Annotated in this window: 15 protein-coding genes; 8 read left to right on the top strand and 7 right to left on the bottom strand. The window is 52.9% G+C overall.

Annotated features, from left to right (window positions below; genetic code table 11):
- Positions 1–71 precede the first annotated feature (71 nt).
- On the top strand, positions 72–467 hold the full coding sequence (locus B157_RS37185) for a LytR/AlgR family response regulator transcription factor (protein WP_084761739.1): 396 nt from the start codon (positions 72–74) through the stop codon (positions 465–467).
- A 260-nt stretch (positions 468–727) separates the two neighbouring features.
- On the opposite strand, the gene B157_RS0101395 is transcribed toward B157_RS37185, so the two are convergent.
- From B157_RS0101395 to B157_RS0101360, 7 genes are all read right to left on the bottom strand, one after another.
- The gene (locus tag B157_RS0101395) at positions 728–1,531 is read right to left on the bottom strand and encodes an FAD binding domain-containing protein (RefSeq protein WP_020601586.1); all 804 of its coding nucleotides are present in this window, start codon (positions 1,529–1,531) and stop codon (positions 728–730) included.
- Between the two features lie 6 nt (positions 1,532–1,537).
- Complete coding sequence (locus tag B157_RS0101390) at positions 1,538–3,910, bottom strand: xanthine dehydrogenase family protein molybdopterin-binding subunit (protein WP_020601585.1); 2,373 nt, start codon at positions 3,908–3,910, stop codon at positions 1,538–1,540.
- 120 nt (positions 3,911–4,030) lie between these two features.
- Entirely contained in the window at positions 4,031–4,561 is a 531-nt protein-coding gene (locus B157_RS34130; RefSeq protein ID WP_020601584.1) for a (2Fe-2S)-binding protein, read from the bottom strand.
- An 89-nt stretch (positions 4,562–4,650) separates the two neighbouring features.
- Positions 4,651–5,109: an SRPBCC family protein gene (locus tag B157_RS0101380; protein WP_026308404.1), complete on the bottom strand. Its 459-nt coding sequence runs from the start codon at positions 5,107–5,109 to the stop codon at positions 4,651–4,653.
- 140 nt (positions 5,110–5,249) lie between these two features.
- Positions 5,250–6,401, bottom strand: a complete 1,152-nt coding sequence (locus tag B157_RS0101375) for a cysteine desulfurase family protein (protein ID WP_020601582.1) — start codon at positions 6,399–6,401, stop codon at positions 5,250–5,252.
- A gap of 430 nt (positions 6,402–6,831) precedes the next feature.
- Positions 6,832–8,364, bottom strand: coding sequence for a glutamine-hydrolyzing GMP synthase (gene guaA, locus B157_RS0101365; protein WP_020601580.1), 1,533 nt, complete (start codon positions 8,362–8,364; stop codon positions 6,832–6,834).
- A 94-nt stretch (positions 8,365–8,458) separates the two neighbouring features.
- On the bottom strand, positions 8,459–9,655 hold the full coding sequence (locus B157_RS0101360) for an exo-beta-N-acetylmuramidase NamZ family protein (RefSeq protein WP_020601579.1): 1,197 nt from the start codon (positions 9,653–9,655) through the stop codon (positions 8,459–8,461).
- Between the two features lie 667 nt (positions 9,656–10,322).
- Here B157_RS0101360 and B157_RS0101355 point away from each other — a divergent pair.
- The 7 genes from B157_RS0101355 (at position 10,323) to B157_RS0101325 (ending at position 17,524) form a co-directional block, all read left to right on the top strand.
- Positions 10,323–11,099, top strand: coding sequence for an FHA domain-containing protein (locus B157_RS0101355; protein ID WP_020601578.1), 777 nt, complete (start codon positions 10,323–10,325; stop codon positions 11,097–11,099).
- A 78-nt stretch (positions 11,100–11,177) separates the two neighbouring features.
- The gene (locus B157_RS0101350) at positions 11,178–12,164 is read left to right on the top strand and encodes a hypothetical protein (protein WP_026308403.1); all 987 of its coding nucleotides are present in this window, start codon (positions 11,178–11,180) and stop codon (positions 12,162–12,164) included.
- A 17-nt stretch (positions 12,165–12,181) separates the two neighbouring features.
- Complete coding sequence (locus tag B157_RS0101345; protein WP_245565003.1) at positions 12,182–12,769, top strand: FHA domain-containing protein; 588 nt, start codon at positions 12,182–12,184, stop codon at positions 12,767–12,769.
- A 21-nt stretch (positions 12,770–12,790) separates the two neighbouring features.
- Positions 12,791–13,591, top strand: coding sequence for a PP2C family protein-serine/threonine phosphatase (locus tag B157_RS0101340; protein ID WP_020601575.1), 801 nt, complete (start codon positions 12,791–12,793; stop codon positions 13,589–13,591).
- Positions 13,581–14,351 (top strand): caspase family protein, encoded by a 771-nt coding sequence (locus tag B157_RS0101335; RefSeq protein WP_020601574.1) that lies wholly within the window; start codon positions 13,581–13,583, stop codon positions 14,349–14,351. The genes B157_RS0101340 and B157_RS0101335 overlap by 11 nt, the downstream gene beginning before the upstream one ends.
- A gap of 32 nt (positions 14,352–14,383) precedes the next feature.
- Positions 14,384–16,582, top strand: a complete 2,199-nt coding sequence (locus B157_RS0101330; protein ID WP_020601573.1) for a serine/threonine-protein kinase — start codon at positions 14,384–14,386, stop codon at positions 16,580–16,582.
- A 9-nt stretch (positions 16,583–16,591) separates the two neighbouring features.
- A complete protein-coding gene (locus B157_RS0101325) occupies positions 16,592–17,524 on the top strand; it encodes a tetratricopeptide repeat protein (RefSeq protein ID WP_020601572.1) in 933 nt (310 codons plus the stop codon).
- Positions 17,525–17,534 lie beyond the last annotated feature (10 nt).

The raw sequence follows: 17,534 nt of genomic DNA, 5'->3' as shown, positions 1-17,534 counted from the left end.
AAATGAGCAGGGTGAGGGTAGACATTAAACTTAGTATTGCATCAGTATTATCCTCTAAATACTCTGCGCTCATGTCAACGTCTACTTTACCCTTTTCAAATCGTTCCGCATCAACAGAATGGCCTCTTCTCAAACTCTATCTTCGGGAAACGGGCCGTCAACTTTTTTCCGTTACTGACTTAGTCTACCTCCAGGCCGTTGCCAACTATAGCTGGCTGAACTGGACCGATGGCCGACGTATGCTGATGCCCCGTACCCTTAAATATTATTCTCCCCAATTACCACCGGAGATGTTCATCCGACTCCATCGGAACTGCGTAGTCAACCGTTTCTTCGTCGACCGGCTGGAGCGCACTGATGCAGGCGGACTGGTTCATCTAAGCACAGGCGAGGTGTTACCCGTTTCACGCAGACGGTGGAGCCAGGTAAGACGGCAGTTTGCTGCTTATCGACTGAATGTGAATTAACGACTTACGGCTTCTTGCGAAGAAGGTGCTGGCATCGAATTAATTCGATGCCAGCACCTTCTTCGTTTTCCTCAACTGTCACCCGATAATCACCAGCCAGCATTGACTGTTATCAATGCTGTTTGACGGTAAAATAAACGTGAATACAGAATCAAGGAGAACGCGGATGACTCAGCTATAGATGGAGTACACGGATAGCAAAAAAATCCGTTCTATCCGCCTAAATCTGCGTCATCCGCGTGCCAATTCATTACACACGATCAGGCAACGGCCTCTAAGGCCCGCTGCAAATAAACACTGGCCAGGTGTACCCGGTATTTCTCCGAGGCAAAATTGTCTGACATAATGGACTGCCCCTTACCAACGGGTCCGGCTTCCTGGCCGCTGTTCAGGTTTTTCTCCACGTCCGTATCCCGAAATGGAGCATCCGATACACCAGAGAAGGCAACACTCACCTGCCCATCGGCCTGTTTTACAATCGCACAGCCAACGAGGGCGTAGCGGGAAGCAGGCTGTGCAAATTTCTGGTAGGTCGATTTACTGCCTGCCGACACCGGCACCCGAATCTTTGTTATAAGCTCATCGTCATTCAACGCGGTACTGAACAGCCCGGTAAAGAAATCGGTGGACGGAATAGATCGTTCCCCGTTGGGGCCCGTCACCACGATAGTGGCGTTGGCAGCCAGCACCAGCGCGGGCCAATCGGCGGAGGGGTCAGCGTGGGCCAAGGAGCCGCCAATGGTTCCCCGGCTTCGTACGGCCGGGTCGCCGATATGGGCTGCGCCTTCCGCAAACAGCGATAGTTTTTCTTTCACCAGTTGCGAGTCGGCAATGTCGGCGTGGGTTGAGCCGGCACCAATCACCAGTTCGTCGCCATCCATCGAAATACCTTTAAGTTCGGGTATCCGGCCCACGTCAACCAGTGCGTCGGGCATGTTCAGGCGCAGTTTCATGGAGGGGATAAGACTATGTCCGCCCGACAGGGCTTTTCCGCCCTCGGCCAGCATGGATACCGCTTCGGCAACGCTGCTGGCCCGTTTGTATTCAAAAGGGTAGGTTATCATGGTAGTTTAATTCATGGCCTCCCACACCCGTTCGGAGGTGAGGGGCATCAGGATATCTTTTGGTTTATGACCGGCACTCCAGAGCGCGTCGATTACGGCATTCACTACGGCAGGTGTCGAGCCGATAGCACCGGCCTCACCGGCTCCCTTTACCCCCAGTGGATTGTGCGGGCAGGGGGTTACCTGACGGTCGGTCTCGAACATGGGCAGATCGTCGGCGCGGGGCATGCAGTAATCCATGTACGAGCCATTGGTCAACTGTCCGTTCTCGTCGTAAATCGTCCCTTCAAACAAGGCCTGACCAATTCCCTGCGCCAGACCACCGTGAATTTGTCCGTCCACAATCATTGGGTTGATTACGTTGCCTACGTCATCCACCGCAATCATGCGTTTCAGGGTTACTTTACCCGTTTCCTTATCCACTTCCACCACGGCAATGTGGCAGCCGAAGGGATAAGTAAAGTTAGCCGGGTCGTAGAAACTGGAAAAGTCGAGCCCCGGCTCCAGCCCCGCCGGATAAACGTGTGGTACGTAGGCCGTGAGCGCTACATCGCCGAAACCGATGGATTTATCGGTGCCCTTCACCGTCCATTTCCCTTCGGCGTATTCCAGGTCACCTTCGGCACATTCGAGTTTGTGAGCCGCAATTTTGGCCCCTTTTTCCAGAATCTTATCAATACTTTTCACGATGGCCGACCCACCCACCGCCAGCGACCGGGAGCCGTAGGTACCCATACCAAACGCGATGGTATCGGAATCGCCGTGTACCAGGTCAACGTCATCCATTGGGATACCGAGCTTGTCTGCCACGACCTGTACAAAGGTCGTTTCATGCCCCTGCCCGTGTGAGTGTGAGCCGGTAAACACGCTTACCTTACCCGTGGGTTGTACCCGTACCTGCGCCGACTCGAACAAGCCAGCCCGTGCCCCTAGCGCACCAACCACCGCCGAGGGAGCAATGCCACAGGCTTCGACGTAGGTTGAGAAGCCAACGCCGAGGATTTTATTTGTTTTGGCCGCTTCGGCCTGCTCAGCCCGGAAGTTCTCATACCCCAGCATCTCCAGCCCGCGTTTCAATACGGCCTCGTAGTTGCCCGAATCGTATTGCAAAGCCACCTGCGTCTGGTAGCCGGGCTGCTCTACGCCATCAAAGGGTGGAATAAAATTCTGGAACCGGAGTTCGGCGGGGTCTCTGCCCATTTCGAGCGCAGCCAGATCCATCAGTCGTTCGAGCAGGTACGTAGCTTCGGGCCGACCGGCCCCCCGGTACGCATCGACTGCTACGGTATGGGTGAACACACACGTCATGTCGATGTTGATTTTGGGAGTCGTGTACAGCCCCTGCAACAGCGTGCCGTGCAGGTAAGTTGGTACGGCAGGCGCAAACGTGGAGAGATACGCGCCCATGTTGGCTACCGTCTTTATCCGCAGTCCCACAATATTTCCGTCGGCATCGAAGCCCATTTCGGCTTTGGTGGCGTGGTCGCGACCGTGGGCGTCAGTCAGGAACGCTTCCGACCGGTCGGAGGTCCACTTTACGGGTTGACCGATTTGTTTCGACGCCCAGGTAACAAGGGCCTCTTCGGTATAATGGTAGATTTTTGAACCGAAGCCCCCACCCACGTCCGGCCCCACTACCCGTACTTTATGTTCGGGAATACCCAGCACAAAGGCGCACATCAACAACCGAATCAGGTGCGGGTTCTGGGTAGAAGTGTAGAGGGTGTATTTATCGGATGTTTCGTCGTAGGAGCCAATGTAAGCGCGGGGTTCCATGGCGTTGGGCACTACCCGCTGGTTGATAAATTCCAGTTCGGTGATATGGGCGGCCTTTTCCATAGCCGCGTCCACCTCTTCAATGGGGTTACCAAATGTCCAGTCGAACGCCTTATTATCCGGAAACTGCTCGTGTACTTTGGGCGCATCGGGTAAAATGGCATCGGCAGGTGCTGCCACGGCGGGAAGTTCCTCCCACTCCACCATCACCAGTTCAGCGGCATCAATAGCACTATCTTTCGTTTCGGCGATGACCACAGCTACAGCATCCCCCACATGTTTGGCGGTGCTACCCGTCGGAATCAGCATAGGGTGCTTAGGCTCGCGCATGGTTTCGCCATTGCGGAAATTCACCTGCCAGCCGCACGGCACCCCGTTGATGGCGGCTACATCGTCGCCGGTATAAATGGCGATAACGCCTGGCATGGCTTTCGCTTCTTCCAGGTCGATGCCCACGACGCGGGCGTGGGCGTAGGGGCTTCGTACAAAGTGGGCATGGAGCATGCCCGGTAGTACGATATCATCGGTATACCGACCTTTTCCGGTGATAAAACGTTTATCTTCCCGGCGTTTTATGGATTCACCAATATAACGGTTGCTCATGGATTTAGTTTTTGTTTGAAATTTGCCGCTTGTGGTTTGTCGTTTTTGGTTGTGAAGACACTGACGTAAGTCCTTATCCATCAGCCAACTGAAAACCAAAACAACAAACCGAAAACTAGTTTATTCCGTTTCTACTACTTTCTCTACAACGACATCATTCGTCCACAAATGGCTATCAGCCAGCATGGGAGCTGCGGTGTTTTCGGCGGCCCACTGAATGGCTTTCACAATGTTGTGGTAGCCCGTACATCGGCAAATATTTCCTTCCAGGGCGAACCGAATCTCGGTTTCGCTGGGTTTGGGGGTTCGTTTCAGCAAATCGGCAGCGGTCATAATCATACCGGGGGTACAGTAGCCGCATTGCAGACCGTGGCACTCCCGGAAGCCTTCCTGAAGCGGGTGCATCTCACCGTCTTTTGCCATTCCTTCGATGGTAGTTACCGAACACCCATCGGCCTGAGCGGCCAATAGTGTACACGACTTCACGGCTACCCCATCGAGGTGAACCGTACAGGCTCCGCACGACGATGTATCACACCCTACATGGGTGCCGGTCAGTTGCAGCGTATCGCGGAGAAAATACACCAGCAGGGTTCGATCTTCGACCTCGGCCTTACGGGCTTTTCCATTTACGTTAATCTCGACTTGCATATGGATTTATTTTACTGGTTTAGAATGGATAAGAGGTAATAATGTAAAATGAACAATGCAGGAAAGGACGCTAACGCATTATCCATTATTCATTCTACACTATTCATTTCATTAGAAAGGGCTTCGTCGAAGTTGGCGAAGAACTGTTTGGTGAGGGTGTTGGCAACGCCCGAAATAACCCGCTGACCAGTGCGGGCCAGTAAGCCCGACAGCCTGGCATCGCCATCGAAGGTGAGCTCGGTCTGGTCATCGTCGAGGGATTTGAGCGCGATGTTAATGAGCGCATCGGCATTACCGATTTTGCTGGCCTGCTTGACGTGCAGACTATACCCTTCCTTTTCGCGAATGTTCAGCAGTGACAGATTACCCGAAAAGGAACCGCTTACGGGTCCCATTTTAATTTCGGCAAGGGCTTTGTACTGGTTGTCGTCAATCAGTTCCAGGGAGGATACGGCGGGGACAATCCGGGCCAGAGTCACCGGATCCATCAACATAGTCCAAACTTTGCCAACGGGGGCATTCAATACATGGGTTCCGGAAAGTTGCATAGAAGGAGTAGAATATAGTCATAAAACGACTATTCGGGGCCAATCTACCTATAACACAACTAATTATAGCCCAACTTTCTCACCTTTTTATACTATATTATTGTTTGTGCAACTTTTCAGGTAGAAACAGGCAAAATGGTTCAACAAAGTTTGCCAACGACCGCTATAACATGCCGGATAGCGGCCTCCACTTCGGCTTCGGTAGTGAACCGCCCCAGACTGAACCGCACCGAACTGTAGGCCAGATCATCGGAGAGTCCCATAGCGCTCAGTACGTGTGAGGGGTCGGTGGAAGCGGAGGTGCAGGCCGACCCGTTAGAAACAGCCAGCTCGTTCAATAACAACAGCAGTAACTCACCATCTACCCCCGCAAAGCAGATATTGGTCGTATTGGGCAACCGGTGCTGCTTACTGCCATTGACGGACACGTTGGCAAGATTAGCCAGGATACCCGCTTCGAGCTGGTCGCGGAGTGTGACAATCCGTTTGGCTTCGGTAAGCATATGGCGTTGAGCCAGTTGGGCCGCTTCGCCCATGCCAATAATGCCAGGTACGTTAAGCGTGCCCGACCGGCGGCCCCGCTCGTGCCGTCCGCCGTCCTGCTGGGCACTAAGCCGAACTCCGTTGCGAACGAGTAGCGCGCCAACGCCTTTGGGGCCGTAAAATTTGTGCCCCGACAGACTCAGCAAATCAATAGCACTATTGGCAAACGACAGGGACATTTTGCCAATGGCCTGCGTGGCATCGGTATGAAACAGCACGTTGTATTTGTACGCGATTTCGCCAATTTCCTGAATGGGCTGCAGCACGCCCGTTTCATTATTGGCCGCCATGACCGATACCAGCACGGTGTTGGACTTAATGGCGGCTTCAAGCTGGTTTGCTGTTATCAGGCCATCAGAAGCAGGCTGGAGATACGTGATTTCGGCTCCCAATTGGGATAAGTGTTCGCAGGTGTCCAGCACGGCTTTGTGTTCGGTACTGACGGTAATGATATGACCCGGCTGCCGGTTTGGTCCCCGATACTGACTGGCTTCCCAAACGCCTTTGAGGGCCAGATTGATGGATTCTGTGGCCCCACTAGTGAAAACTACCTCTTTCGGGTTGGCCTCCAGCAAGTCGGCCAGTTGCTGCCGGGCTTCGTCAACGGCCTCTTCGGCTTTGGCCCCAAAGACGTGGGTACGCGATGCGGCATTGCCAAAGTGCGGGCCAAAGTAAGGCAGCATGGCATCCAGCACCAGCGGGTCGACAGGAGTAGTAGCGTTGTAATCGAAGTAGGCCGGGTAATTCATGGAGTGCTCTGATTAACTCTCCTCATAACAATTCAAACTAAAAACCGTCTGCCCGGACGAAAGGATTGTAGGCAACTCGTACCAGTAAGGAGGAGTTTGAACCTGACTCAGCGCCATTTCATGCCCCCAACTGATTTACTTCGTTTGAAAAAAGCACCCTTTCGTCAATAAAAAACCCGATTTGGGCAGTTTACCCATGAACATAGCAAACTATTTCCTTATTTTTGGATTTGGTTAACTTCCTGACAGAGTTGCGTTAACATGTTCACCAACTTGCACTTACACTCCTTAATGATACCTGCTTCGCTTTCCGCTTCCCTTTCACCCATTAAGAATCAGTGAAGCTCTGTCGAAAAGCGGGTTGCCACATGGCAACCCGCTTTTTTTACTTTATCCGGTTAATCAGCAGGGGATTCTGTACGCGCTGCGCTTACTCCCACTCGATGGTGGCCGGTGGCTTGGAGGATATATCGTACACCACCCGGTTTACACCTTTCACCCTATTGATGATTTCGTTGGAAATGTCGGCCAGGAACTCGTAGGGAAGATGCGCCCAGTCGGCGGTCATGCCATCCACACTCGTTACAGCCCGCAGCGCTACGACCCGTTCGTAGGTTCGTTCGTCGCCCATGACGCCAACGGATTGTACGGGCAGCAGCATGGCTCCCGCCTGCCAGACCTTGTCGTACAGTCCATCGCGTTTCAGTCCGTCAATAAAAAGGGCATCTACCTGCTGGAGAATGGCCACTTTTTCGGGGGTAACATCGCCCAGAATCCGAATGGCCAGCCCCGGCCCGGGGAATGGGTGCCGACCCAGAATGGCTTCGGGAAGACCCAGAGTCCGGCCCACGGCCCGCACTTCGTCTTTAAACAGCGTATTCAGTGGCTCTACCACTTTTAGTTTCATAAAATCGGGCAGACCACCCACGTTATGGTGGGATTTGATGGTAGCCGATGGTCCTTTGACCGATACCGATTCAATAACATCGGGATAGATGGTTCCCTGCCCCAGCCATGATACGTCTTCGATGAGGTGCGCTTCCTGGTCGAACACCTCAATAAAGGTTTTGCCAATGGCTTTCCGTTTGGCTTCGGGATCGGTCAGGTCAGCCAGGGCGGTGTAGAACTGCTCCTTCGCGTCGACGCCCTTTACGTTTAGTCCCAGCGTTTTATATGACTCCAGCACCCCAAAAAATTCATCTTTCCGCAGCAATCCATTATCCACAAAGATGCAGTACAGGTTCTTACCAATGGCCTGATGAATCAGCATAGCGGCCACCGACGAATCGACGCCACCCGACAGGCCAAGGACGACCTTATCGTTACCAATTTTTTCTTTCAACTGCGCCACGGTCGATTCCGCGAACAGCTCCGATGTCCAGTCCTGCGCACAGCCGCAAATGTCTACAACGAAGTTATGGAGCAGTGTTTTACCCTGTAGCGAATGCGTCACTTCAGGATGAAACTGAATGCCGTAGGTAGGTTCATCGGCTATCTGAAAGGCGGCTACCCGCACGGTATCGGTAGAGGCAATAATCCGGAAATCAGCAGGAACCGTTGTTATCGTATCCGCGTGCGACATCCACACCTGCGAATGCGGGTCGATGCCCTTCATGAGTGGATTTCCGGCCTCGACGGTGCCAAGTTTGGCCCGGCCATACTCGCGGATGGCCGACGCCTGCACCTCTCCCCCGCTGGTATGCGCCAGCAGTTGAGCGCCATAGCACACGCCCAGAATGGGTAGTTTGTGCCGGAAAGCAGCCAGGTGTACCTCCGGTGAATCGGCATCCCGAACGGAAGCCGGACTGCCGGAGAGGATGATGCCCTTGATGTCGGGCGTAATCGCAGGTAGGTGATTATAGGGATGGATTTCGCAGTAAACGTTCAGTTCGCGCACCCGACGGGCGATAAGTTGGGTGTATTGCGAACCGAAATCCAGAATCAAAATCTGTTCGGTGGCCATGGTAGGTCTCTAAAATGCAAAGGTAAGCCAAAGAGTGAAAGAGCGAAAGAATGAATGAGCGAAAGATGCCCGCGTCACTCATTCACTCATTCGCTCATTTATACAACAGGTATTTCTTTCGCTTCACCTTATATGCATCCAGGGCGGGTTGCCAGCTTTTGCGGATTTTAGCGGGTGATACGCCCGCCAGCAGTTGCAGCCGGAGCTGGTCGGTGCCAGCCAGCCGGTCGATGCCGTTGTTAGCCAGAAAGAACTTGCTTTTATTAGAGGCACGGTTGAAGAAATCGAAGAAATAATTAAGCATCAAGCCGTCTTTTGGGATAGACACGTTCGTCAGGTCGAGGCCGTAGCAAAGCTGTCCTTCGAGCGGTGGGTTGATGGCACCGGGTTTGTCGACGGGCGTAAATGTATAGGGACCGTACTTAGTGTAGGGCGACCCGATTACCTGAAACTGTTTGTCCGTTCCACGCCCGACGCTAACCACTGTTCCTTCAAAAAAGCAGAGGGATGGATACAGCAAAACTGCCTGCTGGTTAGGCAGATTGGGAGACGGGGGTATGGGCAGCGTATAAGGCGTTTTATGCGTGTAGTTCCTGAGCGGTACTACGGTGAGCGCACAGGTTTTCGACCCGGCCAGCCAGCCTTCGCCGTTGATCATCCCGGCCAGTTCGCCGATGGTCAGGCCGTACGCAACGGGAATGGGATTCAGACCAACGAATGATTTGAACTTCGGGTCGAGTACCGGTCCATCCACATAATGGCCATTGGGGTTCGGGCGGTCCAGCACAATCATGGGTTTATTGGCGTCGGCGCAGGCTTCCATAGCATACTGCATGGTACTGATGAAGGTATAGAAGCGGACACCCACATCCTGAATATCAAAAACAATCACATCCAGCGAATCCATCTGCTGCGGGGTCGGCTTGTAGTTTTTACCGTACAGAGATGTAATCATAATACCCGTTTTGGGGTCGCGTTCGCTGCTGATTTTCTCGCCGTCGGTAGCCTGCCCCCGGAAACCGTGTTCGGGGGCAAAGATAGTTTTGATCGTGATACCCCTTGCCATCAGACTATCGACCAGGTGCGAACGACCCACCCGCGAGGTGTGGTTGACAACCATACCCACCCGCTTACCCTGTAGCGCAGGCAGGTACAGGTTCATCTGGTCAGCACCGGTCTGGATAGATGCGACCTGAACGGCAGCATCGGCCGATTTTTGGCTGGTTTGCGCCTGACAGGTGACCGTCAGGAGCAGGAAACCAATAGCAATGAGTTTTCTCACAATAAGCATACGAGTACTGGTAAATCAGGCGTAAAGATAAGCCTGTGTCTGAGGTTAATGAACGATTATTTTCACCCAAATGAGCGTTGTCTCCTCAACCGGATCAGGCAGCAGGCCGGAACAAATAAGCCCGAATAAACGACTTATCGCGCATTGTTCCCACCAATCGACTCAAAATTGTAGTCGTATCCATCTGCCCGCAACGGGTTCGCATGGCTAAAAAGCCGCCATTGTTCAACCAGGCTAACCCATTGTAAACTGTCACACATCCTGCCCCTACCCCTCTCAAATTCCACAAAATTATGGGTTGGTTCAGTACGACTCAGCTCAATTCCCATCCGCTAAAGCGGCAATTTTCCGGATAAATGTCCTACCTGGCGCCTATCTATTTGGGACATCTTTTGGTGTATTCGGGACATTCTTCATCTTATTAGTAAAGGGCTTTTGCAGACTGATTACAAATGCATAAGTTTGACTACATCCTTTTTATTGTTCTCGTATTAATGGTGGCGCAACATCTCAATTCAACGCAATAGGTACAATCACCGGTGGGCCGAAAAGTCCCGCAAACGTCCCATCCAACTCAAAGGGTACCGTTTCCTTTGGGAAAGGAAACCTTCACTTACTACAATCAAAGCCCTCTGACCAGCGTTTCACATCAATTTTACCCGTATAGATGACTACCAGAAATCATGACGAAGGCCAATTTGAGCAACTCATCGAGGAACTAAGTCATCTTTCTTCGTACACTATTGGCCGTAGCACGAACAACGCCATCGTGTTGTCGAACAGTAGAATAAGCGGCCAGCACGCCCGCTTAATTCAGTGTACACCGGACAGTTTCCTGCTGGAGGATCTCGGCAGCAAAAATGGTACGTTTGTGAACGGTACCCGGTTGACGCGCAAGGTAGTAGACCGCACTACCACGCTGGAACTCGCCGATATTCCTTTTACGGTTGAGCAACTACTGGACTTCCAGAAGCCGGAGCCCCCTGAAAATCCGGACACGATTCCTCAGGTACAATCCCGCCCGGTTTCTTCGCCCGAAGCGACCCAGAATCCACTGGATTTTACGACTCAGTTTGCCGAATTGAAGCGGGTATTTGAGCAGTATCCAACGCTTCGCAAAGACTGCCGGAATCGAGAGAAGATGGTTCGTACCGGCAGCATTATCCTGTCGTCCATTATTGGCGTAAGCTCGGTATTGGCAACCGGAGGATCGGCCCTGCCCCTACTACAAATTATGTCGGGGGCGGGTTTGAGCATGCTATTACCCACCTTATGCTCCACTTTACTGTCGACCGAAGAAAAAATAGAAATAATCGATAAAGAATACCGGGAGCGATACCGATGCCCGAATCCGACGTGCCGCGACCCCTTCGGCACGCGCGAATGGGACTTTCTGGCGAAACAGAAAACCTGCCGACGCTGTCAGGCAATATGGATAAAGTAAAAAACTCCCTCCGCCTGACTTACCTTTTCCCGACGAGTTCTATTCACCAGTATCGTCCATCTTTATTTTATTAGAGCTATGTCACAACCTGCTGATTCTACCGACCTATTAACCGACACATACGCAATGAGCACACCCTCTTCTACCTCCATCAAACCAAGACCAGCCGTCGAGCAGAAAAAGGCGTTAGGCATTTCAGCGGCAGCGTTGTTGCTGGGGGGCACGGCCTGGGCCATCAGCCAGAAAATAATAGGCATTACCAAACCGCACGGGAATGAACCCGAGACAGTAGAGACTACGGCGCCCGTAGCAAATCAGCTACCGAAAGACATAGACGTAGCCGGTAAGGTAACCGAAGACATGTCGTTCGAACAGGCATTTGAGGCCGCCCGTCATGAGGTGGGCATGGGCGGGGTTTTCGGCTGGCATGGCCACTGGTATAACACCTTCGAGAAAGATGAATGGGGCAGCCTGTCGCTGGAGCAGCGGCAGGAATACACCGAGATGATAACCGGCGAGAAATTACCGATACGTGTTTATCACCAGCCCGTTGCTGACAATCAAGCTGTTGCTGACAATCAAACTGTTACTGAGGAACAACCGTCCGAACCAACCGCTATCGAAGGCAGCCTGAACGGGCAACGGGTAATTGGCCTTGATTATAACCACGACGGAGTGATTGATGTGTTGGTGATGGACAGCGCCGACGGGCATATTTATAAAGTAGTCGATGCTGCGGGCGACGACGGACTGGACACCGTCTACCGGTATGATTCGCTGGATGGTGAACTAACCGCCGTAGTTCGCCTGGACCAGTCCATTGTGTTGAGCAATGATCAGTTTAGCCAGGCCCTGGAAGAAAGTATGTCCAGAGAAGTGGTCGATTCGATTCTGGAACCGGATGCCTCGGCCCCGGCGTCCCAGGAATTCACCGATGAGCACACGGTAGACGATGATGATGACGACGATACGGATGATGATGATAATCAGTACCAGACAGCCTCGCACGACTCGGCTGATGATACCTACATCAACGATGGGGATGTGCAGGATATGGACGAATAAAAATGATCGGTTTCAGGATGAAGCTACTAAATTGCCAGCAGTGCGGTCGTAAGATTATGGTTCGTACGACGGATATTGAGCGGGGTTCCATCACCTGCTCACACGTGGGTTGCGGAGCCATAAACCCCTTACAGCCAGCCTATCACTACGACGAAAACATTGTCAGGGGACTGCCTTCTTTTGGCCATTTGATGAACATTGACGACCCCGAAACGGTGTACCTGCTCCAGTTTGGCCCGAATGTGATTGGTACGGCGGACTCCTGTACGGTGCAGGTGGGTCGATTGGTACACGATGGCCGGTGCTACATCAGCCGCCGACATTGTACGCTGACCGTCGTGTTCGATAAATGGACGGGCCAACTGCGGTATCAACTATGTGATGGGGCAACCGAAGAGGCCGGTCAAGCCACGAAATACAGCCTGAACGGTACTCTGCTCAACGGTATTCCTTTACTAAAAACCGAGTGCCTTGACGTTGGTAACAATCAGGAAATAACCCTGGGCGGTATTGACCGCTTCCGCCTTTCGCATTACACCATCCCCCCACTCATGCTTGAGACGTACAAAGTTACGATGGATTTCAACCCTGACCGAACCCAGTAAGTTATGCAGATTTGCCTTACAATGCCTGTTTCTTTTTCACACATCGGCCAGCGGACAGTCAATCAGGATACCCTGTTCCCGGCGATCGGGACCGGAGGGAAAACACCCCTGTTTATTATTTGTGATGGCATGGGCGGAGCCGACAAAGGGGAGGTAGCCAGCCAGTTGCTTTGTGATGCGGTAGCGGGCTACATCGAGTCTATGGGGTCACCCATTCTCGATTCAGTCCACCTGCGTTCAGCCCTTGACATTGCCTACAGGGCTTACCTGGATTTCCTGAATCGGCATCCGTTGGTCAACCGCATGGGGTCAACGCTGGCGCTCCTGCAGTTTCATGAACAGGGAGCGACGGTAGCGCACCTTGGCGACAGTCGGGTGTATCAGATTCGGGCCGGCAAGGTTATTTTCCAGACGAGCGATCACCGGCAGGTTAACGACATGGTGGAGGCTGGCATCATCACCGCAGCCCAGGCCGCAACGCACCCCTGGCGCAACCGGCTCAGCCGCGCCGTAACTGCCAGCGCTGGTGATACGGACAAAGCCCTCAACCGGGCTACCGCTGAGTGTATCTGCCTGACCGACATTCAACCCGGCGATTATTTTTTCATTTGTACGGACGGCGTTCAGGAGCAAATTGATAACCATACGCTTGAAGACCTGCTGAATCAGCGATTGTCTGATGCGGAAAAAGTGGACGCCCTGCTTACCTTATGCCACCACAAAACAAAAGACAATTACTCCGGTCATCTTGTTGGAGTCAGCCACGTGTCGGTTACCGAACCGGCCTCACTTGTACATGCCACCCCCCGTTATGCTAGTTAACGTTTTACTTGGTCTGATGCTCATTACGGGAGCCGCACAACCCTCCTCTCGCAGCCAAACCTACGCCGTTGTCGTTGGCATTGCCGACTATCAGGCTCTAACCTACCGCACGGGCGACTTACGCTTTTCGGATCGCGACGCCCGGCAGGTAGCCGCCTTCCTGCGCAGTAAGTCGGGCGGCAGTGTCCCCGAATCGCACATACGGCTGCTGACAAACAAGCAGGCAACCTTAACCGCCATTAACCAGGCCCTGACGCTTTTCCGGCGGGCAGGTACCAGCGACCGGGTCATTCTTTATTTTTCGGGCCATGGCCTGCCCAACGGATTCGTTCCGTACGATGCCAAACCCGGCCAACTGACTCGAATACTCACGTATGGCCTTATCAAGGCAGGTTTTCACGACGCCAAGGCAATAACAAAGCTGTGCATTGCCGATGCCTGCCTGTCGGGTGGCCTGACCCGTCAAAAGTCGATTCCGTCTGCGATAAAACCCCGAACGAAGGACACAAACGTAGCGATGATACTGGCCAGTCGGTCGACACAGTTTGCCGTTGAAGATGGTCGGCTGGCGGGCGGGGCGTTTACGTATTACCTGCTCAGGGGACTCGGTGGTCAGGGCGACCTCAACGGGGATGGCGTCGTGACGATAAAAGAGTTACACCAATACGTATCGCCCCGGGTAACGAAGCGAACGATGGGGAGACAGACGCCGATTTTCTACGGCCGATTTTCAGATAATCTCCCTTTAGCGTATCTTTGATAAAGGCAAAATATGTAGCAAATCCACCCAGTATGACACAAGCGTTTACTTCGTTTTCAGCGTTCAGACGGCGCTACCCGATTCGCCCCAACGATGCAGGAGCTATGCTGGGCAGTGGATCGTACGGACGCGTAATCAAAGTAGAAGACCAGATCGATACAGAATGGGTTGCCGTAAAAATCAGTGAATTTAAAGGAAACGACAGCAAGTCGCTGAAGGCAGAAGTAGAACTGGCACAACGCGTTCCGCGTCACAGCAACATTGCCCGGTACGATGCCTGCTACCGGTTAGAAACGGATACCAGCGTCAGCGACTTCGCCATCATGAAGTACTACCCGGATGGCAATCTGGCCGACCTCCTCCGCCATGTGAACCTGACCCCCGCTCAGATTTACGATCTGACAAAAGGCATTTTGATGGGCCTTCGTCACCTGCATCAACACCACATTGTCCATCGTGATTTTAAACCGGCCAACATCCTCATTTCCCGCGACAGTACCGGATGCTTTATTCCTAAAATCGCCGATTTCGGGTTGAGCAAACTGGTTAGTGATGAGGAATTCGACGGGTCTGATTTCGACTTGAGTGACGGACGCGGTACGCCATCCTACAAAGCACCCGAGCAGATAGAAGGCAGCAAAGTCAGTTTCAATCTCGACCTGTGGGCATTCGGCGTCATCCTATTCGAGATCATGACCGGAGAAAAACCGTTCCGGGTCGACCAGCGTAACAGCAGTGAACAATCGGTCCGGCGGGAAATTGAAAAGAAAATAGTAACCGTCGAATTACCTGACAGCCTTGCGCAAATTGCCGAGCCATACCGTAGCATCATTCGGCGGTGTCTGGTTCGCGATATACGCGAGCGGGTTCGGAAGGAAGACGAATTGCTTGATTTGCTGGACCAGATTGACACGTTATTAGCCGAGGCAGGAACCCTGTTTGAGCGGGGGCAGTACGATGAAGCACTCGGCGTATACGAGCAGGTACTCGCCAAACGGGAAAACCAGCCCAGGGCGCAGCAGGGTATTGACCAGTGCAAAGCAGCCATCGAAAAGCAGTGGATAGCGGTGCTGTTACGACAGGCCGATTCGTTACTCGAACGTCAGCAACCCAGGCAGGCAGAAAAGCAATTTGATGAGGTACTGCGGCTAGCCCCTGCCAACAAACTGGCTCTTGACGGTAAAGCCCGATGCCTTGGTCAGCTTCTGCCACGACCTTCGCAATCCGAAGAAACGGACATCTATGGGGTAGCAGAAACGGATATGTACGTGGATACGCCCCGGCCGACCGCTCCCAAACAAGGCATCGAACAGCCCACTCCCGTTACACCTGCCCATACTACACCCAGCGTAGTGGTGCCAACCGAACCGACTGATGTCCGTTCCTTAGCCCCCTCCATCACTGCCGTGTCCCGGCCATTCCCGTGGCGGATTGTAGCTCCGGGAGTAGCCGTTTTGGCCGGACTGGCGGTATTATACACGGCACTGAATGGCACCCCGTCCCCTGCAACTGATATCCAACCAACAACCGATTCATCGGCAACTGCTTTTGCGTCAGTTACTGCTGCCCCTGTCAAAGAAGCAGGCATAACCGCTGTGCCAGAGCCGTTACCACCCGCATCGACAGATGCCAGGGCCGTGCTGAACAAGCGGATCGATGCGGCACTAAAAAAAGCGCAGCAGGCCTACCGGCAAAAAAACTACGAACAGGCGCTGGTGCTAACAAAAAGTGCGTTGTTACTCGACCCAACCCGTCGGGATGTAGTCTCCCTTCAAAATACCGCAACCGAAGCCCGGCAAAAATCGGGTCAAACCGTTCCGAAATCAGACCTGCCAACCGAAACACCCAATACGGTTGTGCCTGACCCACTGAAAGCAGAACCAGCAAAAGCAGCCGAACCAGACCCGAAGGCCGTTGCCGAAGCCGCCAGGAAAGAAGCGCAGCAAGTATATGACCAGCTGATGGAAGAGGGCATGAAAGCCATCTCTCGCGGCAACAACAAAGCAAAAGCCATCTCGGCATTCAATGAGGCAGAGAAACTGGCCAAACAGCACGACCTCAACACCAGCAAAGCCAACGATGCTTATACGTACGCGCTGAAAAAAGGGGATAGTTACTACGGCCGGGCCACGTACGATGGGGCCAAAGACTGGTATCTGGTGGCTCAGGCAGCCGAAGACACCAAAGAAGTCCAAAAACAAATAAAACTCTGCACCAATCAATCCCAATAGGTTCTCTACATGCATAAACTACTACCCTACTCAACCTTTCTGTTTTTTCTTATTGTAACAACCTTTCCGCTGCGGTCATTAATGGCCCAGACGCCTGTGTCAACTACCGTGGTTGATGAAGAATATGAGCGTTATAAAAAGCAGGGCGATGAGTTTTTCAAAACCGGCGACTACTTTAAAGCCCGTCAGCAATACCAAAACTGCCTTGAAGTACCGGGTTTCGAGAACGATGCGTACGCTGAAGGCAAAATTGAAAAAAGTATCACCGGCCTGATACTGAACCAGCAGGTAGAAGAAGCCCGGCAACAGGGTAACAATCAGGAAGTTCTCCGTCTTTATGGTGAGTTACTGGCTTTCAATTCTGATGATGTGCGCACCAAAGCGCGGCTGGCGGAGTACTATGAACGTGAAGGAAATCAGTTGTACGCGCAGCAGAAATGGGCCGAAGCGAAAGACCGGTACACCGAAGCCCTCAAGTACACGACCAGGCAGGAAACCCTGCGGCTTCAAATTCACAACGCCGAGGAAAACCTGAAGCCAAAAGCACCCGTCTCCGTACAAAAACCAGCCAACCACGCTGGCCTTAAGCTTTTTACCGGCGCAGTAGCTGTTGGGGCGAGTGTCTACGGGTTGCTGCTGCGAAACAACTACCAATCTAAACTGGGCGCTTTGAGCCAGATTAGCCAGACCGTTGACCCTAACAATACCGGCATCATCGACAACCCCGCTGGTTATCGTCAGTATGCCGATGCCTATGCGGCTGCGGAAGCGGCCCAGCAAAAAAACGGGTTGTTCAAAGCCTGCGTGGGCGTGGCAGCCGTAGCGGTTGTAGCCGAGATTTACTTACTCATTCACCAGCCGAAGCCTAAATCGCCGGTCAATGCACTGCGCTGGAAACCCTCGTCTCAATCCTGGGGTCTGGCCGTTAGCTACACGTTTTAGGCATCCACTC

It is taken from the genome of Spirosoma spitsbergense DSM 19989 (assembly GCF_000374085.1).
Classification (GTDB): Bacteria; Bacteroidota; Bacteroidia; order Cytophagales; family Spirosomataceae; genus Spirosoma; species Spirosoma spitsbergense.
The sequence above is the reverse complement of the archived record's forward strand: the minus strand, read 5'-3'. Positions and strand labels throughout refer to the sequence as shown.

Coding starts and splice junctions, on each gene's coding strand:
- B157_RS37185 (WP_084761739.1), top strand. CDS start 72: ATGTCAACGTCTACTTTACCCTTTTCAAATCGTTCCGCATCAACAGAA.
- B157_RS0101395 (WP_020601586.1), bottom strand. CDS start 1,531: ATGATAACCTACCCTTTTGAATACAAACGGGCCAGCAGCGTTGCCGAA.
- B157_RS0101390 (WP_020601585.1), bottom strand. CDS start 3,910: ATGAGCAACCGTTATATTGGTGAATCCATAAAACGCCGGGAAGATAAA.
- B157_RS34130 (WP_020601584.1), bottom strand. CDS start 4,561: ATGCAAGTCGAGATTAACGTAAATGGAAAAGCCCGTAAGGCCGAGGTC.
- B157_RS0101380 (WP_026308404.1), bottom strand. CDS start 5,109: ATGCAACTTTCCGGAACCCATGTATTGAATGCCCCCGTTGGCAAAGTT.
- B157_RS0101375 (WP_020601582.1), bottom strand. CDS start 6,401: ATGAATTACCCGGCCTACTTCGATTACAACGCTACTACTCCTGTCGAC.
- guaA (WP_020601580.1), bottom strand. CDS start 8,364: ATGGCCACCGAACAGATTTTGATTCTGGATTTCGGTTCGCAATACACC.
- B157_RS0101360 (WP_020601579.1), bottom strand. CDS start 9,655: ATGCTTATTGTGAGAAAACTCATTGCTATTGGTTTCCTGCTCCTGACG.
- B157_RS0101355 (WP_020601578.1), top strand. CDS start 10,323: ATGACTACCAGAAATCATGACGAAGGCCAATTTGAGCAACTCATCGAG.
- B157_RS0101350 (WP_026308403.1), top strand. CDS start 11,178: ATGTCACAACCTGCTGATTCTACCGACCTATTAACCGACACATACGCA.
- B157_RS0101345 (WP_245565003.1), top strand. CDS start 12,182: ATGAAGCTACTAAATTGCCAGCAGTGCGGTCGTAAGATTATGGTTCGT.
- B157_RS0101340 (WP_020601575.1), top strand. CDS start 12,791: ATGCCTGTTTCTTTTTCACACATCGGCCAGCGGACAGTCAATCAGGAT.
- B157_RS0101335 (WP_020601574.1), top strand. CDS start 13,581: ATGCTAGTTAACGTTTTACTTGGTCTGATGCTCATTACGGGAGCCGCA.
- B157_RS0101330 (WP_020601573.1), top strand. CDS start 14,384: ATGACACAAGCGTTTACTTCGTTTTCAGCGTTCAGACGGCGCTACCCG.
- B157_RS0101325 (WP_020601572.1), top strand. CDS start 16,592: ATGCATAAACTACTACCCTACTCAACCTTTCTGTTTTTTCTTATTGTA.